Annotated in this window: 27 protein-coding genes and 1 tRNA gene; 15 read left to right on the forward strand and 13 right to left on the reverse strand. The window is 74.1% G+C overall.

Going from position 1 to position 23,524, the window contains the following annotated elements:
• The 5 genes from CNO22_RS15495 to CNO22_RS15515 all read left to right on the forward strand — a co-directional run.
• On the forward strand, window positions 1-358 hold a 358-nt coding region (locus CNO22_RS15495; RefSeq protein WP_198588364.1), incomplete at its 5' end, for an IspD/TarI family cytidylyltransferase.
• A complete protein-coding gene (gene ispF, locus CNO22_RS15500; RefSeq protein ID WP_100500224.1) occupies window positions 355-861 on the forward strand; it encodes a 2-C-methyl-D-erythritol 2,4-cyclodiphosphate synthase in 507 nt (168 codons plus the stop codon). The genes CNO22_RS15495 and ispF, both read left to right, overlap by 4 nt.
• An 89-nt stretch (window positions 862-950) precedes the next feature.
• On the forward strand, window positions 951-2,354 hold the full coding sequence (gene cysS, locus CNO22_RS15505; protein ID WP_100500225.1) for a cysteine--tRNA ligase: 1,404 nt from the start codon (window positions 951-953) through the stop codon (window positions 2,352-2,354).
• The gene (rlmB, locus tag CNO22_RS15510; RefSeq protein ID WP_232807066.1) at window positions 2,336-3,313 is read left to right on the forward strand and encodes a 23S rRNA (guanosine(2251)-2'-O)-methyltransferase RlmB; all 978 of its coding nucleotides are present in this window, start codon (window positions 2,336-2,338) and stop codon (window positions 3,311-3,313) included. The genes cysS and rlmB overlap by 19 nt, the downstream gene beginning before the upstream one ends.
• A gap of 95 nt (window positions 3,314-3,408) precedes the next feature.
• Entirely contained in the window at window positions 3,409-3,768 is a 360-nt protein-coding gene (locus CNO22_RS15515) for a hypothetical protein (RefSeq protein ID WP_100500226.1), read from the forward strand.
• A 102-nt stretch (window positions 3,769-3,870) separates the two neighbouring features.
• Here CNO22_RS15515 and CNO22_RS15520 read toward each other — a convergent pair whose 3' ends face one another.
• From CNO22_RS15520 to CNO22_RS15535, 4 genes are all read right to left on the reverse strand, one after another.
• Complete coding sequence (locus CNO22_RS15520; RefSeq protein WP_100500227.1) at window positions 3,871-5,148, reverse strand: DUF445 domain-containing protein; 1,278 nt, start codon at window positions 5,146-5,148, stop codon at window positions 3,871-3,873.
• Window positions 5,149-5,224: 76 nt separating this feature from the next.
• Window positions 5,225-6,532 carry a S1C family serine protease gene (locus tag CNO22_RS15525; protein ID WP_100500228.1) on the reverse strand — a complete coding sequence of 436 codons (1,308 nt, stop codon included), beginning with the start codon at window positions 6,530-6,532 and terminating at the stop codon, window positions 5,225-5,227.
• A 107-nt stretch (window positions 6,533-6,639) separates the two neighbouring features.
• Entirely contained in the window at window positions 6,640-7,416 is a 777-nt protein-coding gene (locus tag CNO22_RS15530) for an ABC transporter permease (RefSeq protein ID WP_100500229.1), read from the reverse strand.
• 162 nt (window positions 7,417-7,578) lie between these two features.
• Entirely contained in the window at window positions 7,579-8,484 is a 906-nt protein-coding gene (locus CNO22_RS15535) for a universal stress protein (protein WP_100500239.1), read from the reverse strand.
• Window positions 8,485-8,675: 191 nt separating this feature from the next.
• Between CNO22_RS15535 and CNO22_RS15540 the strand changes: the two genes are divergently transcribed.
• Window positions 8,676-9,305, forward strand: a complete 630-nt coding sequence (locus CNO22_RS15540) for a hypothetical protein (RefSeq protein ID WP_100500230.1) — start codon at window positions 8,676-8,678, stop codon at window positions 9,303-9,305.
• Window positions 9,306-9,520: 215 nt separating this feature from the next.
• Here CNO22_RS15540 and CNO22_RS15545 read toward each other — a convergent pair whose 3' ends face one another.
• The gene (locus tag CNO22_RS15545; RefSeq protein ID WP_100500231.1) at window positions 9,521-9,853 is read right to left on the reverse strand and encodes a branched-chain amino acid transporter permease; all 333 of its coding nucleotides are present in this window, start codon (window positions 9,851-9,853) and stop codon (window positions 9,521-9,523) included.
• The gene (locus CNO22_RS15550) at window positions 9,846-10,613 is read right to left on the reverse strand and encodes an AzlC family ABC transporter permease (RefSeq protein WP_232807067.1); all 768 of its coding nucleotides are present in this window, start codon (window positions 10,611-10,613) and stop codon (window positions 9,846-9,848) included. Before CNO22_RS15550 ends, CNO22_RS15545 begins: the two co-directional genes overlap by 8 nt.
• 62 nt (window positions 10,614-10,675) lie before the next feature.
• On the opposite strand from CNO22_RS15550, the gene CNO22_RS15555 reads away from it, so the two are divergent.
• A complete protein-coding gene (locus CNO22_RS15555; protein ID WP_100500232.1) occupies window positions 10,676-11,128 on the forward strand; it encodes an Lrp/AsnC family transcriptional regulator in 453 nt (150 codons plus the stop codon).
• A gap of 640 nt (window positions 11,129-11,768) precedes the next feature.
• Here the strand turns inward: CNO22_RS15555 and CNO22_RS27750 are convergent.
• Entirely contained in the window at window positions 11,769-11,966 is a 198-nt protein-coding gene (locus CNO22_RS27750) for a hypothetical protein (RefSeq protein ID WP_157936960.1), read from the reverse strand.
• A gap of 599 nt (window positions 11,967-12,565) precedes the next feature.
• On the opposite strand from CNO22_RS27750, the gene CNO22_RS15565 reads away from it, so the two are divergent.
• Window positions 12,566-13,105 carry a DUF305 domain-containing protein gene (locus CNO22_RS15565; RefSeq protein ID WP_198588365.1) on the forward strand — a complete coding sequence of 180 codons (540 nt, stop codon included), beginning with the start codon at window positions 12,566-12,568 and terminating at the stop codon, window positions 13,103-13,105.
• A gap of 735 nt (window positions 13,106-13,840) precedes the next feature.
• Window positions 13,841-13,913 (forward strand) — tRNA-Thr (locus CNO22_RS15570).
• Between the two features lie 226 nt (window positions 13,914-14,139).
• On the opposite strand, the gene CNO22_RS15575 is transcribed toward CNO22_RS15570, so the two are convergent.
• Window positions 14,140-14,724, reverse strand: coding sequence for a hypothetical protein (locus tag CNO22_RS15575; protein WP_232807068.1), 585 nt, complete (start codon window positions 14,722-14,724; stop codon window positions 14,140-14,142).
• 281 nt (window positions 14,725-15,005) lie between these two features.
• Here CNO22_RS15575 and CNO22_RS15580 point away from each other — a divergent pair, with 281 nt between their 5' ends.
• The 6 genes from CNO22_RS15580 to CNO22_RS15605 all read left to right on the forward strand — a co-directional run bounded on the left by CNO22_RS15580 (window position 15,006) and on the right by CNO22_RS15605 (window position 19,883).
• Window positions 15,006-15,458: a helix-turn-helix transcriptional regulator gene (locus CNO22_RS15580; protein WP_100500241.1), complete on the forward strand. Its 453-nt coding sequence runs from the start codon at window positions 15,006-15,008 to the stop codon at window positions 15,456-15,458.
• 85 nt (window positions 15,459-15,543) lie between these two features.
• Window positions 15,544-16,266, forward strand: coding sequence for a hypothetical protein (locus CNO22_RS15585; protein ID WP_232807069.1), 723 nt, complete (start codon window positions 15,544-15,546; stop codon window positions 16,264-16,266).
• Between the two features lie 503 nt (window positions 16,267-16,769).
• Window positions 16,770-17,168: a hypothetical protein gene (locus tag CNO22_RS29105; RefSeq protein ID WP_232807070.1), complete on the forward strand. Its 399-nt coding sequence runs from the start codon at window positions 16,770-16,772 to the stop codon at window positions 17,166-17,168.
• Window positions 17,165-17,851 carry an SAF domain-containing protein gene (locus CNO22_RS15595; protein ID WP_100500236.1) on the forward strand — a complete coding sequence of 229 codons (687 nt, stop codon included), beginning with the start codon at window positions 17,165-17,167 and terminating at the stop codon, window positions 17,849-17,851. Before CNO22_RS29105 ends, CNO22_RS15595 begins: the two co-directional genes overlap by 4 nt.
• A 54-nt stretch (window positions 17,852-17,905) precedes the next feature.
• Window positions 17,906-18,670, forward strand: coding sequence for a hypothetical protein (locus CNO22_RS15600; RefSeq protein WP_232807071.1), 765 nt, complete (start codon window positions 17,906-17,908; stop codon window positions 18,668-18,670).
• Complete coding sequence (locus CNO22_RS15605; RefSeq protein ID WP_232807072.1) at window positions 18,660-19,883, forward strand: CpaF family protein; 1,224 nt, start codon at window positions 18,660-18,662, stop codon at window positions 19,881-19,883. Before CNO22_RS15600 ends, CNO22_RS15605 begins: the two co-directional genes overlap by 11 nt.
• Window positions 19,884-20,352: 469 nt before the next feature.
• Here the strand turns inward: CNO22_RS15605 and CNO22_RS28385 are convergent, their stop codons facing one another.
• The 5 genes from CNO22_RS28385 to CNO22_RS15620 are packed head-to-tail and all read right to left on the reverse strand — an operon-like array spanning window position 20,353 to window position 23,303.
• On the reverse strand, window positions 20,353-20,955 hold the full coding sequence (locus CNO22_RS28385) for a hypothetical protein (protein WP_198588366.1): 603 nt from the start codon (window positions 20,953-20,955) through the stop codon (window positions 20,353-20,355).
• 2 nt (window positions 20,956-20,957) lie between these two features.
• Window positions 20,958-21,806, reverse strand: a complete 849-nt coding sequence (locus CNO22_RS28390) for a hypothetical protein (RefSeq protein WP_198588367.1) — start codon at window positions 21,804-21,806, stop codon at window positions 20,958-20,960.
• Window positions 21,803-22,144 carry a helix-turn-helix domain-containing protein gene (locus tag CNO22_RS15615; RefSeq protein ID WP_100500237.1) on the reverse strand — a complete coding sequence of 114 codons (342 nt, stop codon included), beginning with the start codon at window positions 22,142-22,144 and terminating at the stop codon, window positions 21,803-21,805. The genes CNO22_RS28390 and CNO22_RS15615 overlap by 4 nt, the downstream gene beginning before the upstream one ends.
• Window positions 22,141-22,584: a tyrosine-type recombinase/integrase gene (locus CNO22_RS28395; RefSeq protein ID WP_198588368.1), complete on the reverse strand. Its 444-nt coding sequence runs from the start codon at window positions 22,582-22,584 to the stop codon at window positions 22,141-22,143. The genes CNO22_RS15615 and CNO22_RS28395 overlap by 4 nt, the downstream gene beginning before the upstream one ends.
• The gene (locus CNO22_RS15620) at window positions 22,467-23,303 is read right to left on the reverse strand and encodes a tyrosine-type recombinase/integrase (protein WP_198588369.1); all 837 of its coding nucleotides are present in this window, start codon (window positions 23,301-23,303) and stop codon (window positions 22,467-22,469) included. Before CNO22_RS15620 ends, CNO22_RS28395 begins: the two co-directional genes overlap by 118 nt.
• Window positions 23,304-23,524 lie beyond the last annotated feature (221 nt).

A 23,524-nucleotide genomic window follows, 5' to 3' on the forward strand; every position in this document is an offset into this window, starting at 1 on the left:
CCCGCTGACCCCGCCCGAAGTGCTGACCCGCGTGCTCGCCGCGCTGGCCGGCGGCGCGCCTGCGGTCGTGCCGGTGCTGCCGGTCGTCGACACCACCGTGAGCGTCGACGGCGACGGCGTCGTGACCGGCGCCCTGCCGCGGGAGAGGCTGCGCCGGGTGCAGACCCCGCAGGGCTTCGCCCGCGCCGTCCTCGTCGACGCCTACGACCGGCTGCCCGACGGCGTCGAGCTCACCGACGACGCCGCGGTGGTGCGCGCCGCCGGGGTGCCGGTCGTCACGGTCGCCGGCGACGAGCGGGCCGCGAAGGTGACGGTGCCGCACGACCTGGCGCTGGCCGAGATGCAGGTCCGCCGGTGAACGGCGCCGAGCTGCCGCGGGTGGGCGTCGGGGTCGACGTCCACCCGGTCGAGGCCGGGCGCACCTGCTGGCTGGCCGGGCTGGAGTGGCCGGGCGTCGACGGCTGCGCGGGGCACTCCGACGGCGACGTCGTGGCGCACGCGCTCACCGACGCCGTCCTGTCCGCCGCCGGGCTGGGCGACATCGGCGGCCTGCTCGGCACCGACGACCCGCGCTGGGCCGGGGCGCGCGGGGCCGCCGTCCTGGCGCACGTCCGGGAGACGCTGGCCGCTGCCGGGTGGCGGGTCGGCAACGCCGCCGTCCAGCTGGTGGGCACCACCCCGAAGGTCGGCCCGCGCCGCGCGGAGGCCGAGCGGGTGCTCGGCGAGGCGCTGGGCGCCCCGGTGAGCGTCACGGCCACCACGACCGACGGCCTGGGCCTCACCGGGCGGGGGGAGGGCCGGGCGGCGATGGCGACGGCTCTGGTGGTCCGGACGACGTCCGTGGACTCCCCGCCCGGCTGACGCCGCGCTCCGTACACTTCGCGCCGAGCTGATGCTGCGCTCCGTAGACTCCGCGCCGAGCTGATGCTGCGCTCCGTACACTTCGCGCAGTGAGCCTCCGCCTGTACGACACGGCCGCCCGCGCGGTCCGCGACTTCACGCCCCTGCGTGCCGGGCAGGCCTCCGTCTACGTCTGCGGGCTCACCGTCCAGGGGCCGCCGCACGTGGGACACGTCCGCGCCGCGCTCTCCTTCGACGTGCTGCGCCGCTGGCTGACCGCGTCGGGCCTCGAGGTCACCTACGTCCGCAACGTCACCGACATCGACGACAAGATCCTCGCCAAGGCCGCCGAGCGGGACGTGCCGTGGTGGGCGTGGGCGTACACCAACGAGCTGGCCTGCACCCGCGCCTACGACGTCCTCGGCGTGCTCCCGCCGACCTACGAGCCGCGCGCCACCGGGCACGTCCCGGACATGGTCGGGCTCATGGTCCGGCTCATCGAGCGCGGGCACGCCTACGCCGTCGACGGCGACGTCTACTTCGACGTCCGCTCCTTCCCCGAGTACGGCGCCCTGACCGGGCAGCGGCTGGAGAACCTCGAGCCCGCCGCCGACACCGACACCGACGAGCGCAAGCGCGACCCCCGCGACTTCGCGCTGTGGAAGGCGCACAAGCCCGGCGAGCCGGAGACCGCGTCGTGGGCCACGCCGTGGGGCCGGGGCCGGCCGGGCTGGCACCTGGAGTGCTCGGCGATGGCAGAGCGGTACCTCGGGCCGGAGTTCGACATCCACGGCGGCGGGCTGGACCTGCGCTTCCCGCACCACGAGAACGAGCAGGCCCAGTCCCGCGCCGCCGGCGACGGGTTCGCGCAGTACTGGCTGCACAACGGCTGGGTCACCCTCGGCGGCGAGAAGATGAGCAAGTCGCTGGGCAACACCGCGCTGGTCGACGAGGTGGTGCGACGGGTGCGGCCGGTCGAGCTGCGCTACTACCTGGTCGCGCCGCACTACAGGTCGACGATCGAGTTCACCGACGCCGCGCTCGCCGAGGCCGGCGCGGCCTACCGGCGGCTGGAGTCGTTCGTGAAGCGCGCCGCCGAGCGGGTCGGGGCCGACGCCGGGAGTCCGGTGCTGTGCGCGGACTTCACCAACGCCCTGGACGACGACCTCGGCACGCCGGCCGCCGTGGCCGCGGTCCACGAGATGGTGCGGGAGGGCAACACCGCACTGGCCGAGGGCAACGAGAAGGCGGTCGCCGGCACGCTGGGTTCGGTGCGGGCGATGCTCGGCGTCCTCGGGCTGGACCCGCTCGACCCGCACTGGACCGCCGCCGGCGGCGACGACCGGCTGACGGAGGTGGCCGACGGGCTCGTCGCCCTCGCGCTGGAGCAGCGCCAGGCCGCCCGCGCACGCAAGGACTACGCAGCAGCGGACGCGATCCGCGACCAGCTCGCCGCACTCGGTGTCCAGGTCGAGGACACCCCGCAGGGACCGCGATGGGAGCTGAGTCGCTGATGGCCGGCAACAGCCAGCGCCGGGGACGCACCACCGGCGCGCACAAGAAGGGCGCCTCCGGGGGCACCGGCGGCAAGGGCCGCCGGGCGCTGGCCGGCCGCGGCGCCACCCCGCCGGCGGAGATGCGCCCGGGGCACCCCGCCCAGCGGCGTGCGGCCGCCGACGCCCGGCGCCGGACCGAGCGCGATCGCGGCCGGCAGCGCGCCGAGGAGGCGCCCGAGCTGCTGCTGGGCCGCAACCCGGTGGTCGAGGCGCTGCGCGCGCAGATCCCGGCGACCGCGCTGTACGTCGTCACCGGGGACACCCGAGCCGCGACCGACGAGCGGATCACCGAGGCGCTGCACCTGGCCAACGACCGGGGGCTGCCGCTGCTGGAGGTCGGCAAGGCCGAGTTCGACCGGATGTCCGGCGGTGCGCTGCACCAGGGCATCGGCCTGCAGGTGCCGCCGTACCAGTACGCCCACCCGGACGACCTGCTCGACCTCGCCCGCGACTCGGGCCGCCCGCCGCTGGTGGTCGCGATGGACGGCGTCACCGACCCGCGCAACCTCGGTGCCGTCGTCCGCTCGGCCGCGGCGTTCGACGCGCACGGCGTCGTCGTGCCGCAGCGGCGCTCGGTCGGCATGACCGCGTCGGCCTGGCGCACCAGCGCCGGTGCCGCGGCGCGGCTGCCGGTGGCCCGTGCGGTCAACCTGGCCCGGGCGCTGGGCTCCTACCAGGACGCCGGGCTGATGACCGTCGGCCTGGCGGGAGACGGCGACGTCGACGTGCACGACTTCGACGGCTTCGCCGACCCGCTGGCGCTGGTGGTCGGCGCCGAGGGCGCGGGGCTGTCGCGGCTGGTGCGCGAGCGCTGCGACGTCGTCATGCGCATCCCGATCGCGCGGGACACCGAGTCGCTCAACGTCAGCGTCGCCGCCGGCATCGCCCTCTACGCCGCGGCGAGTGCCCGGCGGTAGGTGCAGGCAACGGTGTGCGCTGATGGGCACTTCCTGACCGTGGGATTGCGCCGGAGCGCACACCGTTCGGCCGCTCGGGCTGGTTGGTTGGGGACATGCCCTCGTTGACGTCCGTCGTCGGAGCCGCCACGGCCACGTTCTCGGCCGCGCTGGTCCTCGCGCCCCGGCTGCTCACCGGGCCCACCGGGATGCCGGACACCGCGCAGACGAGGGCCCTCGTCCGCGCCCTCGGTGCGCGGGACGCCGTGATCGGCCTGGCGATGCTCGCCGCACCGAGGGGGCGGCTCCGCGACCTGGCCGCTGCGGCCCGGGTGCTCAGCGACTGCGCCGACGCGGCCGGCCTGCCCGCGGCCGTGCCGGACCGTAGCCGGGCGGCGGCACTGCGCGTCTCCGCCGCCGCCTGGGGAGCGCTCGCCCTCGCCGCTGCCGTGCGAGACCGGCGCGCCGCTCGCTGATCGGTCCCGTCCCGGGCACCGCCGGCACCGTCCCGGGCTCCGCCGGCCCCGTCCAGGGCACCGCCCTGAGCGCGCGAAGGGTGGGGAGGACGGGGTCCTCTCTCAGCCGATGAGCTGGGCGACCGTGTAGATCACCAGCCCGGCCAGGCCGCCGACCACGGTGCCGTTGATCCGGATGAACTGCAGGTCACGGCCGACCTGGAGCTCGATGCGGCGGCTGGTCTCCTCGGTGTCCCAGCGGGCGACGGTGCTGCCCACCAGGTCCGCGACGTCTCCGGAGAAGCGCTCCACGAGAGAGCCGGCGATCCCGTGCGCGTGCCGCTGCACCAGCTCGCGCACCCGCGGGTCGGTCTGCAGCAGCCGGGCGGCCTCGCGGATCAGCTCGGCCACGCGGGCCCGCAGCGCCGAGTCGGGGTCGGCGGCCGCGGCCAGGGCGGCGTCCTTGAGGTTGGTCCACAGCGACCCGGACCAGGTCCGGACGGCGGGGTGCTCGAGCAGCTCCTTCTTCAGGTCCTCCACCCGGGCCGCCGTCGCCGGGTCGGTGCGCAGCGCGTGCACGTAGACGCGCAGCCGGGCGTCGTAGGCCCGCCGCAGTTCGTGGCGGGGGTCCTCGCCGACCTCGTCGAGGAAGGCCTGGATGCCGGCGAACGCGCGGTCGAACACCCGGTCGTCGACCCAGTCGGGCACCCACGCGGGGGAGGCGTCCCCCAGCTGCGCGCGGAAGACGACGCGGTTGTCCTCCAGGAAGCGCGCCAGCCCGCGCAGCCCCGCCGACAGCACCTCCTGGTGCCGGTCGCCGTCCACCACGAGCTCGAGGACGCGGGCCACCACGGGGGCGGCCGGCGTCGCGTGCAGCTTGCGGTCGACGAGGTCGGCGACGGCGGGCCGCAGGTCGTCGTCCTTCAGCAGGCCGGCGACCGAGTGCAGCACCGCACCGGCGTCCCCGGCCAGGCGCTCGGCGCGCCCCGGCGCGGCGAGGAACGCGCCCAGCCGGCCGGGCACGTCGATGGTGGTCAGCTTGTCCTCGACCACGGTGCGGGTGAGGAAGTTCTGCTGGACGAAGGCGCCCAGGCTGGCGCCGATCTGGTCCTTCTTGCGCGGGATGATCGCCGTGTGCGGGATCGGCAGCCGCAGGGGGTGCCGGAACAGCGCGGTGACGGCGAACCAGTCGGCCAGTGCCCCGACCATCGAGGCCTCGGCGGTCGCCCGCACGTACCCGACCCAGGCGCCGGTCTCCTCACCGAGCAGCAGGCAGGTCAGGAAGACGGCGGCGGCGAGCAGGAACAGCCCGGTCGCCAGCCGCTTCATGCGGGCGAGGTCGCGGGCCCGCTCCGGGTCGTCGAGGGACGCGGCCAGCGGGGCGCTCGGACTCGACGACACCCGTCCCAGCCTAGGAGCGGACGGGGGCCGGGCGGGACGCGCGGTCCCACCCGGCCCCCGTGGGCTCCGGGGCCGGTCAGCCCTCGGTGGCGCCGAGGGTGACGTCGACCTGCTGGGTGTCCTGCCCGCGGCGCACGGTGAGGGTGACCTCGTCGCCGGGGGCGGCGCTGCGGACGGCGGCGGTCAGCTCGGTCGAGGTGGTCACGACCCGGTCGCCGACGGCGGTGACGACGTCGCCGGCCTGCAGGCCCGCGTCGGACGCCGGGGTCCCGGGCTGCACCTGCACCAGCTGGGCGCCGGTGCCGACCTCGGCCTGGTCCTCGTCCGCGGCGGTCTGGGCGCTCACGCCCAGGTAGGTGATGTCGGCCGAGCCGTCGGCGACCAGCTCCTGGGCGATCCTCTTGGCAGTGTTGCCCGGGATGGCGAAGCCGACGCCGATGCTGCCGCTCTCCGCCGACTGGCCCGGCGCCCCGGAGGCGACCGTGGCGATGGCGGTGTTGATGCCGACCACCTCGCCGGCGCCGTTGACCAGCGCGCCGCCGGAGTTGCCCGGGTTGATCGCCGCGTCGGTCTGCAGGGCGTCGATCACGGTGGCGTCGCCCTCGGTCGACCCGGTGGCCACGGCCCGGCCCTTGGCGCTGATGATGCCGTCGGTGACGGTGTCCGACAGGCCCAGCGGGGCGCCGATCGCGACGGCGAGGTCGCCGACCTGCACCTCGTCGGAGTCGGCGAACTCCGCCGGGGTCAGGCCGGAGGCGCCCTCCAGCTTCAGCACCGCCAGGTCGTAGACCGGCTGCGTGCCGACGACGGTCGCGTCGTAGAGCGTGCCGTCGGCGGTGCGCACCGAGACGATGCTGGAGCCGGCGGCGTCCAGGCCGACCACGTGGTTGTTGGTCAGCACGTAGCCGTCCTCGCTGAGGACGACGCCCGAGCCGCTGCCCGAACCGGAGGCCCCGGTGACGTAGACGGTGACCACGCTGGGCGCCGCCTTGGCCGCGGCCGCGGTCACCGCGGTCGCCGTCTCCGGGTTGGTGATGGTGACGTTCTGGGCGGCGGCCGTGCCGCTGCCGCTGCTGCTGCCGTCCGAGCCGTCGGCGAGCAGGGCCACCCCGGCACCGGCGCCGCCACCGATCAGTGCCCCGGCGAGCAGACCGGCGACGCCGATCCGCCACCGGCCGGACCGGCGGGCCTGCTCGGGCGCCGGCGGGACCGGACCCGGCTGCCCGTGCAGGCCCGGCTGCTGCCCGGGGAGGCTGTCGTACCCAGGAGCGGCCGTCTCCGTCGCCTGCTGACCCGGCGCCGCCTGCCCGCCGGCGGGCTGCTGGGGCCAGGTCGGCGGCGCCCAGGGGCCCGGCGCCGGGTGGGGGGTGCCGTAGGGGTTCACGTGTCCTCGTCCTCCTCGTGGGCGGTCGGTCCACCGCCTTCCGACGACCACGGTCGTCCGTGCTGCTGACCCGACGCTGGTGGTCCCCTGTGAGGTCCCTGGACGTCTCAGCGGGGGACGTCGGGGAGCAGCCGACCCAGGGCGACCAGCTCCACCACCGTCCACACGGCCGTGACCTGCGCCGCCAGCAGGCCGACGAGCACCAGCAACTGGGCCGCGCCGGCCTCCAGCGGGCTGCCGCCACCGAGCAGTACCCCGACGAACGCGCCGGGCAGTGTGACGAGCCCGACGGTGCGGGTCTGGTCCAGCGGCGGCACCAGCGCGGTGGCCGCGGCCGGCCGCAGCACCTCGCGGACGGCGTCGCGCTGCACCAGCCCCAGCGCGAGAGCGGCCTCGACCTCGCCGCGCCGGGCGGTCAGCTCCTCCCGCAGCCGACGGCCGGCCAGGGACGTCGCGGTCATCGCCCCGCCGACGAGGATGCCGGCGATCGGGATCACCGCCTCGCCGCGCAGCGGCACGGTGCCGCTGGCCAGCACGAGGGTCACCACCGGCAGCGCGCCGACCAGCACCGGGACGGCGGCGGTGCCGACCCGGCGGGCCGTGCCGGGGCTGCGCAGCTCCAGCCCGGTGGCCCGTCCGGCCGCGGTGACCGCCGCGACGCTGACCATGAGCAGCACGAACAGCGCCGAGAGGGCCAGCGAGCGCACGACGACGAGCAGCACCGCCGACACCGCGGCCAGCTGGACGGTCGCGCGGAGCGCCGCGACGACGACCGGGCGGTCCTGGCCGAGGCCGGAGAGGCGGCCGGCCACCGCGGCGAGCGCGGTCAGCGCGACCAGCGCCACGGCGAGCCGGGGGCCGAGGTCGACGACGGAGGAACCCACGGGCGGTGATCCTGCCCCGCCACGTTGCTCGTCCCGTGCTCGCGGAGGTGGCGAGGACGGCGGCTCCCCTGCAGGTGGAAGGACCCCCTCCTCCCCACCGCTCGCAAGCTCGCGGCGGGCCCCTGGAGAGGGCCGAGTGGCGTGGGGGAGGGGGGTCCTCTTTCAGCCGACCGCGATGATCTCCTCGCACGGCTCCTTGCCGGTCACCCGGTGCATCGGCGGCACGAAGGCCATCGGCGAGGTGCAGTGCCGCAGCAGCCAGCGGTGCAGCCCGTCGAGCGGCCGGTGCAGCAGCCCGCCGTGGCCCGCGCTCATCGCCATCAGCGGGGTCGGGCAGGCGGCGGCCAGCACCCGGCCGCCGGTCGGGCCGGGCACCGGGGTGTGCGTCGCGCGGAGGTCGGGCCAGCGCTCGGCCCACTGCGCGGAGTCCGCGGCCCACGCGCCGTCGTCGTCCGCCCGGGTGTGCAGCACGAGCAGCGGCCGGTCGGCCCGCAGCGCCTCCTCGGCGGCGAAGACGGCCACCGGTTCGTCGTCCTCCCGCTCGCCGAGGCCGAGCACCGCCACGTGGGGCCGGGAGCCGGTGCCGCCCGGCCGGGACCGCGGGACGACGACCACCGGCCGGGGCGAGCGGGCGGCGACCTTCTGCGCGACCGAGGCGAGCACCATCTCGTCGGCCGCGCCGGTCGTGGTGATGCCGAGGACGACGAGCTGGGCGTCCTCCGCCGCGTGCAGCAGCGCCTGCACCGGCTCGCCGGGCACCAGCTTGGTGGAGACGTCGACGGACGGCGCGGTGTGGCGGGCGACGGTGTACGCCTGCGCGGTGGCCCCGCGCGCGCGGGGCAGGTCGCCGGCGGGGGAGCCGGCCACGCCCCGGTGCCCCAGGTGCGGGGTGGCGTGCACGATCCGCAGCGGTGCGCCGCGCCGGACGGCCTCCTCGGCGGCCCACCGGACCGCCCGGAGTCCGCACTCGCTGCCGTCGGCGCCGACCACCACGGGCGGCGGCTTCGGGTCGTCCGCCGGGCCGGGCGCGGGCAGCGTCCCGGCTGGGGTGGGGGTCGTCGTGGACACGGGCACCTCCGGATGACGGTCGTCCCCCGTGGAGTGCCGTCGAGGGTCCTCGCCTCGGGCCCGCAGGGGAAGACCGTTCCGCCACGGAGGGTGCAAGTGGCGTGCGGGTTGGGTAGGGACGGGGCCCCGGGTCGCCGCTCGTCGGTGCCGGCCCGGGATCCCGTGTCCGGTCCCGCCCTGGAGGGTTCGCCGTGTCCACCCGTGGTCCGCTTCCCCGCCCTCTGCTCTGGGCCGGTGCCGTCGTCGGCGCCGGGCTGGCCGTCGTGGGCGGTCTGGCCCTGCGACCGCCGGGCGTGGTCGCGGTGGGGCTGGCCGCGGTGGTGGCCGCCTGCCTGGCGGCGGGGGTCGCCCGTGAGTCCGGGCCCGGGCGGCAGGCCGTCGTCGACGCGGCCTGGAAGGCGGGGGTGGCGACCGTCGCGGTGCTGCTCGTCCTGTCGGGCACCGCCGTCCTCGGCGGGGCGGTGCTCACCCTGCTGGTGGCCGGGGTGGCTGCGGGCACGTGGACCGTCGTCTGGCTGGTCCGCAGCTCGCGGAGGACGTCCGCGGCCACCGTCGCCGCGGCCTCTCCGCCGGCCGTCCCGCTGTCGCCGGTGTCCGCCCTGTCCACCGAGGCCCTCGGCCGCGAGTGGGTCCGGACGACGACGGCGCTGTCCGGCCCGCTCGACGCCCGCACCCGGGAGGCGATCGTCGTCCGGCGGCAGCAGACCCTCGACGAGCTCGAGCGGCGCGACCCCGACGGCTTCGCCCGGTGGCTCTCCGGCCTCCCGCTGGCCGGCAGCGACCCCAGCGGCGACCTGAAGCACGGCGACCCCGCCGCCTGAGCCCGGCGCGCCCGAGGTCCCCCGCCGTCGGCCGGCGGTGCCGGCCGGGGCCGGGAGCTGCGCGCGCGCAGCTCGGCGAGCCGGCCGTCCGTGTCCCGGGTGACGGCCACGTCGTGGATGCCGCTGCGCCCGACGACGGCGCGCGCGACGGCGGTGGCGGTGACCGCGTCGCCGGGGGAGGCGGGCGCGAGGTGCGTGATGCTGCGATCTCCTCCTCAGACGCCGGCGAGCGCGGTGGCCAGCGCGACGTGCACGGCGGTGCCGGCGAGGATGCTGACCAGGGCGTTGCGGCGCCACAGGTGGAGGCCGACGGTGACGGTGACGGCGGCGACGATCGGCAGCGCGGCCATCGGCGTGGTCGTGGGGATGTCGCGCAGGGTGTACGCGGCCAGGATCAGCATCACCCCCAGCGGCATGTGCCGGCTGAGGTGGTGCACGGCGACGCTGTCGCGCATCCGCCCCAGGACGGCGAACGGTGCGGCGCGCAGGCCCCACGTCAGTGCGGCGGCGACGCCGACGACGGCGGCCACGTACGCCGGCTCAGGCACGGAGCACCTCCGTGCCGGCACGGCCGCGCTCGCCCCGTCGCGCCAGGCCGCACCGCACGAGCAGCACGACGGTGAACGCGCCGTAGGCGACCAGCAGCATCTGGGCGGGAAGGACGAGCAGCGCCCCCAGCGCGCACGCCAGTGCCAGCGCCGCGGTGCGCAGGTCCGGCTGGGCCCGGTAGGCGTCGATGGCGAGCACGATGAACAGGGCGGACAGGGCGAAGTCGAGGCCGTGCAGGGCGTCCAGCGGCAGCGCCGTCCCCAGGAGCCCGCCGAGGGTCGCGCCGGCCACCCAGGACAGGTGTAGGAGCACCTGGAGGCCGAGGATCCGGGTGCTCGACCACCGCTGCCCGTCGGGGCCGGCGGTCATCGCGTAGGACTCGTCGGTCAGCGCGAAGGTGCTGTAGGTCCTCGCCGCGCGCCCGGTGACCCGGTGCAGGGGGAAGGACAGCGCGTAGAACACGTGCCGTCCGTTCACCATGACCGTCGTCAGGGCGACCTGGGCCAGCGGTGCGGCGGTGGCGACCATCGCCACCAGCAGGAACTCGAGCGACCCGGCGTAGACGACGGCGCTGAAGACCGTCGCCCACCACCACGCCAGGCCGTTGTGCAGCACCAGCAGCCCGAACGCGATGCCGAGCGGGACCATCCCGAGGGCGACCGGAGCGGCCGGCCGGACGACGGCCCGCACGGCCGCCCGTCGGCTCTCGGGTGGCAGCGGCACCCCGGGAGCGGGACCGGCGAGCGACTGTGGGAGCACGACGAAACGGTAGGACGGATCGCGGCTCACCCGATTGCCTATCGTGTCGCTACGGTCCTTGGATGCGCAATCCACCGCGCCTCGACCGCATCGATCGCGACATCTTGTTCCACCTCGAGCGCGAGGGTCGGTTGAGCAACGTCGAGCTGGCCGCCCGCGTCGGCCTGACCCCGCCCCCGTGCCTGCGCCGTGTCAAGCGGCTGGAGGCCGAGGGCGTCATCGCGGGCTACCGGGCCGTCATCGAGCCGCGGGCCGTGGGGCGCGCCTTCGAGGTGGTGGTCGCCGTCGACATCGCGGCCAACGACCGGCGCACGGTCGAGGAGTTCGAGGACGCCGTCGTCGCCTTCGACGAGGTCGTCGCCGTCCGCCGGCTGTTCGGGAAGCCGGACTACTTCGTGCACGTGGCGGTCGCCGACGCCGAGGCGTTCGAGGCGTTCCAGTTCGCCAAGCTGATCGGCCTGCCGGCCGTCGCCCGCGCCGTCTCCCACCAGACCATGAAGCGCCTCAAGGGCTGACCGGGCCCCGAGCAGCGGATCCCGGTGGACGTCGAGGAGTCTCCCCGCACTCTCCCTATGCTTGACCCCGGGACTCGGTCCCGTGTCCCGCCGGCGTGGGGGTATGGGAACAACTCGGTTGACCTGCTCTCTCGTCGCTTGCACCGCTCGATGCCGTGCTCCAACTCGGTACGCGATACGGCTGATCTTGGAACGCGGGTCGGCGTCGCCTGGAACGCGTGAGCCACCGGGTGATCTGGTCCCGCAGGGCCAGCGGGTCGATAGCAGCGATGCTGGCAGCCTCTACCAGGGTGGGGGACGTCGGTGACACGGCGCGCGGCCGCCTGGCCACGGAGGCGGAGGCGGCGACACCCCCGAGCATCTGCGCGGTGGTGGCCGGGTCGGGGTCGACCCGCTGCTAGATGCCGTTGATGGCCGGCAGCGTCGCGGTGAGGTGGCCGGCCATCTCGTCAGCGAAGTCACGGACTGGTCGACGCCGGTGGGGAGCAGCGGGGCGAGGGCCGCGTCGGTGCGACGCAGGACGCGGGTGTAGTCGTACCGGCCGGCGGTGTGCGCAGGCATGAGGGCTCCGAGCGGTGAGCCGCGGGGGAGGCGACTCGCGGTCGTCCGGAGCTCCGGGACGATGGGTAGTCGCGTCAGGTCAGACGGCAGCCTTCTCGGCGCCCGACTCCTCGTAGTCCTCGTTGACCGGGGTGTCGGGCAGGTCGGAGAGGGTGTGCGCGAGGTCGGCGGCGACCTCGGAGTGCCGGCAGGCCAGGTGGGTCCAGCTTGGTCTTGTGCAGCAGTCCGGCGAAGACCAGGTCCAGCAGCTCCACTGGCGTGCGGGTCTTCGACGCAAGAGCGCTTCTCCAGCCAGGAGAAGGAGCCCCCGATCTGATGGCGCTTGCCGAAGGTGACGGAGTACCTCTCGACCAGCGCCTCGGGCAGGACCCCGCTCGTTCGTGATCTTCGAGCTCCAGGGCAGCCCGTCCTTGCCGGGGCATCTGCTGAGACATGCGGCCTGCTGCGAACAGCGGCGCGGAACCTGACCTACGACGACGGACGGCCAGGCGGTGAGAGGAGCCGTGCTCACAGCAGGCCGCTGTAGCTGGACCGGAGCCGAGTGTCGGGGCCTGCGGAGGTGAGCGGCTGACTCCGCTGGGCTCAGACCCGGCGCGGCAACCGGAACGGTCTCGCGCAGTACTGGCTGAGCCGCATGCCGGTTCGGATGGCGGGGTAGCGCCGCTGAGGTCCGCTGTCAGGGCAGGCATCACGGATGCCTGCCCATGCCTACAGACCTGGAGCTCCCTCTTGAAGCAGACCATCCTTACCCGAGGCATCGTCGCCGCGGTGATCGCTGTCCCGCTGGGAGCCGCGGCTCCCGCGGCTGCGATCCCCGGGTCCGTGCCCGCTCACGCCCCCGCGGCTGCGCCGTCAGCCGAAGAGGACTCGCTGGGCGTGCCGCCCACCTCACCAACCGCCTACTTGTTCGGTGAGACCCTCGCCAAGCTCGAGGGGGAGGAGCTGGAGACCACCTTCCTGGCCGAGATCATCCCGCACCACCGGGCCGCGATCGAGATGGCACAACTGGAGCTGGAGCGAGGAACCAGCCCGGACATCCGCACCCACGCGGAGAACATCATCGCCAACCAGCAGCACCAGATCGACCAGTTCACCCGCTGGCTGGACGAGTGGTACGGGCTGACACCGGAGGAGGCGATGGCCCAGGCGCCGGAGGAGGCGCGCCAGGAGATGGAGACGCTGGAAGCGGAGACCAGCCAGATGGTCGAGGAACTTCGCCAGGTCTCCGCCGGCGAGGACTTCGACGTGGCCTTCGTGCGGATGATGGTCCCGCACCACCAGGCCGGCATCATCGAGTTCCTGGAGCCCCAGTCGCGAGCCGTGCACCCGGAGCTGCGCGTTGCCGCGACCTCGGGGATCACCACCCAGGAGATGCAGGTCGCGGACTTCCTCACGTGGTTGTCCGGGCAGGTCTGAGCACACCCGGCGCCTGACGGCGGCCTGCCGTCCGGACTCCGGCCTCCAGTGGTCGAAGGCTGGGCGGCCGCCACGCCGGTCCCGGGGGCCTGCTCGGTGTGCACTGCGCCGACCCGGGAAGAGCTGATCGCTGTCGGCGTCCCCCTCCGCGAAGGCGTCCATTCGAGCCGCCGGGCATGCCCGGCGGCTCGGATGGACCGGCCGGCGCCCGCCCCGCGGGGTTCAGTGGCCCGGCACGACGGTGGAAGTCTGACCGTCGTGGGACTCCAGCAAGCCCTCGGCGGCCACGATCCGTGCCGACCCGTCGCCGGCGGAGGTCGCGGCCACGGCCTGGGGAGTGGCGCCGAGTTGCGCCACCTCCCGCCGGGCGCCAGCGGCGTCGGTGCTGGTCCAGACGGCCCCAGCCGGGTCGACACCGACCGCGCTGCCGCTGTCGGGCCAGGTGATGACCTGCAGGGACGGGGCTCCGTCGACCGGGGACCACGAGGAGCCGGCGTCGGTGGACCGCAGGAGCCCCTGCTGCGTCGTCGCGAGGACGTGGGTGCCGTCGGGCGCCCTACCTCCGCCTCGGACGGCTCAACGGTCGGGGCCCGAAACCAGTTGGGCTGCGCCTCCCCCAGGAGGTGGCCGCGGGCTCAGGTCCCTGTCACCCCCAGTACGAGCGCCAGCGACGACGCGGCGGAGTTGTCCCCCGCGTTGTCCCTATCCTTGTCCCGGGACTCGGTCCCGTGTCCCGCCGGCGTGGCGCAACTGGTAGCGCACCCGACTTGTAATCGGGCGGTTGGGGGTTCGAGTCCCCCCGTCGGCTCAAACGTCCAGTTGAGAGGCGTGTGTGCTGGGCGAGGCCCGGAACAAGCCATGAAAAACTCCTGATTTAGGGGGGTCCCGGCGCGAACCGCTCGACCTACGAGGTTGCCGATCCCGGGCTGCACCCCCGGACTCCGCGGTCGTCGACGACGATGGGGGGCGGCCTCGAGTGCACTGCAGCCGGCGACCCCGGTCCTCCGTCCCGGGGCCGCGAACCGTAGGTCGGGTCAGGCCGCGGTGCGATCGATGCGGTCGAGGAGGTCGATGTGCCAGTCGACCTGGACGCGGCGGCCGATGTGCCCGCCGGGGCGAACCAGGTCGAAGCGGATGAGGGCGGCGCCGGCGTCGGCCCACAGCAGCGCTAGGTGGCCGCGCGCCGTCCGAGCCCCGGTCGGGTCGTCGTCGAGGGTCAGTTGCAGTTGTCGGCTGGGGGCTTGGCGGTAGAAGGCGCGCAAGCCATCAGTGGCGGCGTCGGGCAGGCTGCCGTCGTCGGACCGCCAGACGCGCAGTACGTCGGTGGGCGTGCGCAGCAGCAATCCGCTCATCGGTAGGCCCAGGTTGGCGGTGCTGGTGTTGATGAGCTCCAGCTGCCGGACCGTGAGTGGGTCGGTCAGCTCGTCGGCCAGGTCATCGGGGGAGGCGCCCCAAGGCTTGAGCCGTTCCATCGCCTCGCGACGGACCAGCTGGTGGTCCAGGTGGCGGTCGGCTGCGGGGCTCCAGCCGTGGGCGGTGTGGATGGCCGCGCTGACGGCCACGCCGGCGGTAAGGGCCCGGTGGACAGCGACCAGTAGGGGCCACAGTCGAGCGGTCACGGCCCCAGGAGAGTGCTCCACGAGCGCCGAGTGTGCCGCCGACGTCCGACAACACCGACGCGGCAGGCATCCGGGCACGGGGGTTCGTCGACTCGCGGGTGAGGCGCTTCGGGGGAGCGTCCGAGCAGTAACCGAAAGTCCTCCGGTTCCGCTCCTGTAGTTCTCCGGTCGGCGAGCTCGTGTCCGGCCGACGAGGCTTTCGGATGGCGTGGGGATTGCGGCTAGGGTTCGACGTCACACGGGCGGGTGTCCACCGAACGGGTGACGTGGGGAGCACTGCCATGGCGCGGCCACTGCTTCGCGGCGACCGCCTGCAGGCTGCTCGTGAGGCCATGGGGCTGACCAGAGAAGAACTGGCGACGAAACTCGAGCTCTCCAGTCCGGCGCGCATCCGGGTGTGGGAGATGGGGCTGGAGCGTCCGCGGCCCCGCTACGTCCCCCGGCTGGCGGCTGCGCTGGGCGTCGACCCGGTGTATCTGCTCGGCGTTGATTCGGGTGACCCGCCCTTGGCGGCTCTTCGCCTGGCCGCCGGACTCGCCACGAACGAAGTGACTGCTCCTGGCGTGTCCGTCATGACGTACGTGCGGCTGGAGGACGGCCGCCCCGGTGCGGATCCCTCGGCCAGGGTGATCGCTGCCATCGCCGAGGTCCTCGGCGTGGACGTCCCTCGCGTGGAGGCCGCCGTCCGCCGCTCACGCAGTGACCACGCGGCCCTGGCGTCCTTCGGCAGCTGAACAGGAGATTTGCCGGAGAAAGGGGGTTGCCTCCACGGGCGATCTCGGTGGTAATTTCCCGCAACCACTGCCCGGGGAGGTGCCCATGGCTCGCACGACGGAGTCGAGCGTGACGTGGGCCGGCACACGCTCGAGCCTCGTTTCCGGGCCGATGGCGGTCGTCCCCGGGCCGGAGGGGTGGTCTGCCGACCCGGTGAGGGCACGCGCGATGACCACGCGGCGGTGGACGGCTGGCGCACTCCTTGCGCTGCTGGCGCTTGCCGGTTGCACAGAAGGTGAGGCCGGCCCGGAGGGCTCGTCGCCGAGCGCGACGGCGTCTTCGTCGCCGCGGTCTTCAACGACCGCTCCCGCAACGAGCGACGCGCCGACCCCTGAAGACGAGGCGGCAGAAGCTGCCACCACGGTCTTCGAAGAGATGCTGCGCGTGACCGACGCGGCCAAGAAGGACCCAGGCGCCAGGGACTGGGAACCGGAGATCCGGCGACTCGCCGGCGACCCCGCCGCCCTGCTCGCCGTCACGGCAGTACGGGACTACGCGACGATCGGCCTCCGCCAGGAAGGCGACACCGAGGTCGACCTGCAGGTCACCGGCGTCGACCTGGCGTCTCCCGAGGGGCCGACTGTGGAGTTCACCGGCTGCTACGACAGCCAGAGCACGCGAGTGGTGAATGTGGGGACCGGTGAGGTCGTGCCACCCGGGACTCCGCCGCGGTACGTATGGGACATCACCGTGATTCGCTACGAGGCCGAACCTGGATCTCCGTGGCTGGTCAACCAGCTGGACCCGCTGACGGATCGACCGTGCTGAGGGCGTCCCGCGTGGCCTTGCTGGCCGCCGTAATGCTCGCCGTCCCCGGCGGGCTGGACGGCGCCATGGCAGCCCCACCCGTCGACTGTGCCAAGCAGGATGCGCAGACCGGCATCTGCCTGGTCGAGGCGACCTCTCCCGGTCAGGATGCGGACGCCGGCCCCGTAGCCGGCGGTGACAATCCTGGTGGCGGAGAGCCGACTGACGGAGACACCCCGGCCCGGGACCCGTGCACGTACACGGTGGCGCAGCCGCAGCCGCCACCGACGAGCGCCCTGTGGCAGGGACAGTCTCCGGCCGACGGAGCGATGTACGCGAAGGTCTGTCCACGGGTGGACGGGTCGGGCCTCACCACGATGCTCGTGTTCGTACCGAACGGCTCTGCTCCGCCTGGCGGGCCGCCCGTGGACCCGCGTGTTCTGGCGGAGCAGGCGATCGCGTCCCTCGTCATGCGTGCCCCGGAAATCCGGATGGCGCCGCCACCCGGGTCTACCAGTGGTCTGGTGGGTCTGCCGGTGTGGATGTGGACCGAGCGCGGGGAGGAGTTCCTCGGGCCCACCCGGCAGTCGGTGTCGGCCGGGGGCGTCACGGTGGCGGCCGTAGGCGAGGTCAGTCGCATCGTCTGGGACATGGGGGACGGCACCACGGTGGTCTGTGGCGCCGGGACGCCGTACTCGCCGGGCGCCGAGGGTGAGTCGCCGGACTGCGGCCACGTCTATGCGGAGGCATCGAGCCGGCACGTGTCCGGTGGCGGCCCGTGGCCGATCACGGCGACGAGCACGTGGACGGTCACGTGGTCCGGCGGGGGGCTGTCGGGCACCGAGACGCTGGAGCTGTCGTCGTCGGCCGAGCTGTTCGTCGGCGAGCTGCACGTCCTCAACCAGGCTGGGAGCAGCCGATGACGCGCACTCAGCCGCCCAGGACGAGCGCACCGCCCCCTCCTGCGGCGGTCAACGGGCTGTCCCGGCCGCCGGTGCTGCCACCGCCGCGTCGTCGCCGCCGTCCCGGCCTGCTGGCGTTGGCCGTGACCATGGTGGTCCTCGGTGCACTGGGTGCGGCCTATCTGGCGACGTCGCTGGGGCAGACGTCCCCGGTGATCGCAATCGCGCGTGAGGTGCCCTGGGGGCAGCCCATCACTGCCGCCGATCTGGTGGAAGCGAGGATCTCGGCTGATCCGGCGTTGGAGCCCATTCCGTACGGCGACCGCGACCAGGTGATCGGTCTTGTCGCGGCGACCACCTTGGCGCCGGGCTCGCTGCTCACCCGCGACGCGCTGACCGATCAGCGCCTGCCGGCTCCCGGCCAGCAGCTGGTCGGGGTCGGGGTGTCGGCGGTGCAGCTGCCGACGACCGCGTTGCGTCCGGGCGACGACGTCCTCCTGGTGCCCGTGGCCGTAGGCAGCGATCCGGCCGCGACCGAGGTAGGGGCTCCGGGCGTGGTGAACGCGACCGTGGTGCGGACCGGGCCGCCGGGAACCGACGGGCTGCGAGTGGTCGACGTGCTGGTCGACGCGGCCGACGGGCCGGACGTCGCCGCCCGCGCCGCTGCCGGTCTGATCGCCATCGTCGTGGTGGCCGGCGAGTAGGCGCGGGCGGCTGTGGTGTTGATAGCGCTGTGCTCGGCCAAGGGTGCACCCGGGGTGACCACCAGCGGGTTGGCGCTGGCGCTGTCCTGGCCGCGGCCGGTGGTCCTGGCCGAGCTGGATCCGGCCGGCGGGGACGTGCTGGCGGGATACGGCCGAGGTGAGATGTCCGCGGGCGGGTTGGCCGACCTGGAGCTCGCGGCGCGGCGGGGTGGGCCGGCTCGCCACCTGGACAGTCAGCTGCTGCGGCTCGACTCCGAGGGGCGAGCGCGGCTGTTGCCCGGTCTGGCCGACCCCGCCAGCGCCCGCCACGTGGACTGGGACCGCCTGGCCGCCGCGTTGGCGGCGGTAGAGGACGGCGCGATCGATGTGGTCGCCGACTGCGGGCGGCTGCGCGCCGAGCACTTTCCGGCCGCCGTGGTCCATCGGGCTGCCGTCGTGGTGCTGACCACCGGCTCCTCGCTGCGCGCCGTGCGTGCGGCGACGCAGGCGATCGCCGAACTCCGAGAGCGGGAAGCCTGCCTGGGCATGCTGGGCGCGCTGGTGATCGGGCCGGGGGAGCCGTACGGCGAGCGGGAGATCGGCGAGGCGCTGGGCGTTCCGGTCGTCGGCGTGCTGCCGCGGGACGCTAAGGCGGCGGCGGTGCTCAGCGACGGCGCACCGGCCGGTCGGCTGTTCGCCCAGTCGGCGCTGTTGCGCGCCGCCCGGACGGTCGCGACCCGGTTGATCGAGTTCGCCGCGGCGCACGAATCCCGGTTGACGCCACCGCAGGCGGCCGTACCCGCGTCGGCGACCACGGTCGGGAGCAGCCGTGTCCGCTGACCTCACCGGGTTCCTCAGCGCTGAGGCCGTGCCACGACGATTCGACGCATCACCGGTCGCGGTGGACTGGACGCTGGTGCGCCGGTTGCACGAGGCGACGGCGACGGCGCTGGCCGAGGAGCTCAAGCGCCGCCCGACGCTCAGCGTGGTGGCGCAGCAGGAGCTGGCCCGCACGCTCGTCCAGGACGGGATCGACGAGCTGGTCCGGCAGCGGATGCGCGCCGGGCAGGCGGTGCCCACTCCGGACGACGAGCGGGCGATCGCCGAAGCGGTGTTCGCCGCTCAGTTCGGCCTGGGCCGGCTGCAGCCCTACGTGGACGACCCGCAGGTGGAGAACATCGAGGCGCACGGGCACGACAACGTGTGGGTCGGCTACGCCGACGGCCGCGACGTCCGCGTCGACCCGATCGCCGACTCCGACGAGGACCTGGTGCGGCAGCTCCAGCACATCGCCGCCCGGCTGGGCCGCGCCGAGCGGACGCTGACCACGGCCAGCCCGCTGCTGACCATGCGGCTCCCGGACGGGTCGCGGCTGGCGGCGGTGATCGAGACGGTGCCGCGCCCGCAGCTGGTCATCCGCCGGCACCGGATCCGCAACGTCGACCTCGACGACCTGGTCGGGCTGCGGGCGATCGACCGGCCGCTGGCGGAGTTTCTGCGGGCGGCGGTGCGAGCCCGCAAGAACATCGTCGTCACCGGCGGACAGGGCGCCGGCAAGACGCTGCTGCTGCGGGCGCTGGCCAACGAGCTTCCGGTCAGCGAGAACCTGGCCACGATCGAGAAGCACTTCGAGCTGCTGCTGCACGAGCTGCCAGACCGGCATCCGCGCGTGGTCCCGTTCGAGGCCCGGGAGGGCACCGGCGAGCGCGGCCCGGACGGCCGCCGCCTGGGTGAGGTGACGCTGACCGAGCTGGTCGAGCAGGCGCTGGTGATGAACGCCAGCCGGGTGTGGCTGGGGGAGGTGCGCGGCGAGGAGGCCTGGCCGCTGATCGAGGTGATGGAGGCCGGCGAGGGCGGCTCGGCCTGCACTCTACACGCCCGCTCGGCCCACCACGCCTTCGAGCGGCTGGCCAACCTGTGCATGCGCGGCCGCGCCGCGGTCACCCCGGAGCACGCGTACCGCTCGTGCGCCTCGGCGCTCGACCTGGTCGTGCACATCAGCACCGTGGCCCGCGGTCAGCTTGTGCAGCGTCATCACAGCCGCGGACCGTAGGAAGCCGACCTCCAGTTCTCCTGGCGTGATTCTCCGGTTGCAACAGCCGGGACTCGCCCGATGGCCAGGTGGGGGGCGGGGCCCTCGACACTTGCGGCCCGTGCCGACGACCGCGCTCGCACGGGCTGCAGGGGAGCCGGCCGACGAGCCAGCACGCCGAGCGGTCCTCGTTGCCTCGGCCTCACGCGGCCGGGTGCTGGCGGAGCCGAAGCGCGCGGACCGCCCCCTGTCGCCACCCCCCAAGCTGTTCCGCGACCTGGTGTTCGTCTTCGACGGCGACCGGCATGGCTGGCCAACCAGCTGCCTCCCGGGCGGGTGTCGGTGGAGGCGCATATCTGAACCAGCTCCTATTGCCCCCTCCGAGGTGGCCTTCCGCGTGTTTACGGGTGCGGTCAGGCCTCTGCAGTAGCGCTGTCCTCGACGGCGGTGGGGAGGACGGGCGTGCCATCGTCGGGCGTGCCTCGTGGTGTCAGGCGCGGCGCATGGCGGCGTACTGGCTCCAGTCGCGGGCGGCCAGGGTTGCCCAGCGGGTGGCGGTGTTGGGGGAGAGACCGAGCAGCTCTGCCACGATCGGCACCGGCATCTGAGCGGCGAGGTCGAACATCGCCGCCTTGCGGGCGGCGGAGGGCTGGATGCCGAGCGCGACGAGTTGAGAGCGAATGTTCTCGGTGACCAGATGCTTGCCGGGCAGGCCACCGGGGAACAGCCACCGGTCCGGGCGGCTGGCGTAGGAGGCCTGACCGCGGCGGGCCAGTTGGTCCAGGACGAGCCGGTCGAGCGGGTCGGGCAGCTCGATGGGGGCGGCGTCGAAGGTGACCGTCACGGCTCCGTCGGGCCGCTGGGTGATCTGGTCGGCGTGCATGCGGCAGATCCGGGCCAGTGGTTGGGCGAACAGCAGCAGGAACAGTCCGCCGATGCGGACGTAGAGGCGGATGTCGTCGTCGTGCAGCAGCCGTTCGACCTGTTGCCAGCGGCGCTGGTCGGAGAGGGTGACCTGCGGTAGCGGTCGCTCGTGCGCGGGGATCTGGAGCTCGGCGCCGAGACCGCTGCGGTGCGTCCAGTTCAGGAACACCTTCAGGCTGAACCGCGGCCGGGGAAGCAGACGAGGTAGTCCTCGAGTTGGGCCTGGGTCGCGGTGGCCAGAGTGGTGTCCTGCTCGTCGAGCCAGCGCAGGAACCGGGCGGCGCCGAGGATCGCGGCGCGGGCGTGCTGCACTCCGCCGCGGGTGACCCGGTCACGCTCGGCGAGCAGCCGCAGCCGGCGCAGCAGCTGCCAGCGGGCGAACCGGTCGATCAGCTCGGCGTGCTGCTTGGGCAGCTCGGTGAGGATGCCGCGCAGCCACGGGACGATGCGCTCGACCGCCGGGGCGTAGGGCGGCAGCACGCCGAGCGCGGCGAGCAGGTCGCGCACGTAGTTGACCGCCCGGTCGGCGGGCAGCGCGTCGAAGGCGGCGTGGGAGATCTCCAGCTCTCCTCGTGCCATGTCGCGCAGGATGTCCGGGCGGGCCGAGGCGCGAGTCAGCCAGTAGAGGGTGGTCTGCGGCCGCGGCCCGGCCAGCAGCGCGTCGAAGACCGGCTGCAGCTGCGGATGGATCCTTCCGCTCGGGTCGGCGAGCAGCTCGGTGAGCTGCTGGCGCAGCGTGCAGGGTCCGCAGTGGCGGCCGAACGGGCTGTCCTCACGGCCGCAGGCCGGGCAGGCGTAGACCGGGTCGTGGCCGGTGCAGCCGGCGCAGGCCGGGCGGCGTCGGGCGTCGTAGAAGGCCAGCACCTTCAGCCCGCCGCAGCCCGGGCAGGGCCCCGGGGCGCGGCGGAAACGCAGCACGCAGGTCTGGCAGACCCACTGCCCGAGAATCCTCCGATGGCAGGGCCGCAGCTCACGGCAGTGCCCGCAGGTCGTCGTCGACCAGCCGCGCGGCGCGCTCACCGGTCCTCGCGGGGGCGGCGGACGGTGGCCCGGATCGGGCGCAGCTCGCCGATGCCCAAACCCTCCTGCGGCGCGTCGGTGCCGGTCTTGGCCCGCTCGGCTTGCACGACGACGGGCTCGAGCAGGTCGCTGGGCTTGCAGTCGAGGATGTCGCAGAGCGCGGCGAGAAGGTCGACGTTGATCCGCTGCGGCGGGGTGGTGACCAGCTTGTGCACGTACTGCCGGGTTAGGTGCACCTCGCGGTCGGCCAGCAGCGGCACCAGCTCGCTGGTCTGGAAGATGCCGCGGCCGGCCATCACCTGCCGCAGGTGCCAGCGCATTTCCACTCGGCGGGTCATCGGGGTGTCTCCGTCCCGGTCGTCTTCGTCGTCGTCCTCGTCGTCGTGATCGGCTCGGTGGCTGCTGGCGGCGTGTAGACCCGGGCCAGTGCCGTGCGCAGTGTCTGGTTCTTGAAGTCGTTGCTGACCGAGGTGTAGATCGCCGTGGTCGAGGCGTAGGCGTGTCCGACCTGCTCCTGGACGAACCGCTCCGGGTAACCGAACTCGATCAGGTGCGTGACGTAGGAGTGGCGCAGGCAGTGCAGGGTCAGCTCCGCCGGCAGCCCGGCCTCGGCGCGCAGCGCCGCGAACCGCTTGTCCAGGTGCTTGGTCGAGACCCGGGTCAGCCGCTCGGTGACCCACAGCGCCGGGTGGTCCGCGGGCCGCAGGATCGGGCGGGCCTGCTCGGTCCACTGGTGCAGCCCGGCGATCGCCCAGCCGAACTCCGGGACCGGCAGCACGGTGCGCCGCCGCGGGACGCCGCCGCGGATCGCTTGCCGTAGCGCACGTGTACCGACCCGTAGCCGCCCCAGTCGGGCACGTGCGGGTTCGGCCGCAGGTCGGCCACGTCGAGGCGGCACAGCTCGTTGCGGCGCAGCCCGAACGCGTAGCAGGTCTTGATCATCTGGGCGTCGCGGAGTGCGGCGAGCGCGCCCTTGCGCCCGGAGCCGGCAATCGCATCGACCCGGGAGTCCAGGTGGTCGAACAGCTGCTGCAGCTCGTCGTAGGACAGCGGGCGCCGGCCCGGCCGGCCCTCGTAGTCGGTCAGGTGCGCGACGGTGTTCCACTCGTGACACACCTGGGTGGGCACCTGGCCGAACCGGTCGCGGCACTGTCGGGGCCACTCGTAGCGGGCGTCGGTGAGGTAGTCGCAGAACATCCGCAGCGTCAGGTGGCAGCCGCGGATCGTGGCCGGCGCCAGCCGCTGCTCACCGGAGGTCAGCGAGGCGGTGAAGTCCTCCACGTCCGCCGCCGTCCACGCCCACGGATAGGAGCCGGCGAACTCGGTGAACCGGCGCAGTAGCGACAGCCGCGAGGCGACCGTCGCATCGGCCAGCATCCGCGACTTCTGCTGCTTGGCCCAGCCGGTCAGCATCGCCTCGAACACCGCGGCCGGCTCGTCCAGGTGCACGACGCCGTCGACCAGCACCAGCCCCGCCGAGCCCGGAACCTTCGCCAACCCGCCCCCTCCACCTGTCAACGGAAACACGACAATGTCGCATCAACGTAGCGGCGGCCGGTCCGACCTCAGGTCAGCGGCGCGCGTGAGGACGATCACCCGACGAATAGGCGCCCAGCTGACCGGACTTCCGAAGATCGTGAGCACGCGACCGGCCCAATTCGCTGATTGACCTGGAGGGATGCGGGCAGGCCGCGATGGGGTCGTGTTACTACAGGCGC

The organism is Geodermatophilus chilensis (assembly GCF_002802985.1).
Classification (GTDB): Bacteria; Actinomycetota; Actinomycetes; order Mycobacteriales; family Geodermatophilaceae; genus Geodermatophilus; species Geodermatophilus chilensis.

What these genes read in the sequence shown, in the direction of transcription:
- rlmB (WP_232807066.1), top strand. Translation starts at nt 2,336, where the DNA reads ATGGGAGCTGAGTCGCTGATGGCCGGCAACAGCCAGCGCCGGGGACGC.
- CNO22_RS15515 (WP_100500226.1), top strand. Translation starts at nt 3,409, where the DNA reads ATGCCCTCGTTGACGTCCGTCGTCGGAGCCGCCACGGCCACGTTCTCG.
- CNO22_RS15555 (WP_100500232.1), top strand. Translation starts at nt 10,676, where the DNA reads ATGCGCAATCCACCGCGCCTCGACCGCATCGATCGCGACATCTTGTTC.
- CNO22_RS15580 (WP_100500241.1), top strand. Translation starts at nt 15,006, where the DNA reads ATGGCGCGGCCACTGCTTCGCGGCGACCGCCTGCAGGCTGCTCGTGAG.
- CNO22_RS15585 (WP_232807069.1), top strand. Translation starts at nt 15,544, where the DNA reads ATGGCTCGCACGACGGAGTCGAGCGTGACGTGGGCCGGCACACGCTCG.
- CNO22_RS15595 (WP_100500236.1), top strand. Translation starts at nt 17,165, where the DNA reads ATGACGCGCACTCAGCCGCCCAGGACGAGCGCACCGCCCCCTCCTGCG.
- CNO22_RS15615 (WP_100500237.1), bottom strand. Translation starts at nt 22,144, where the DNA reads ATGACCCGCCGAGTGGAAATGCGCTGGCACCTGCGGCAGGTGATGGCC.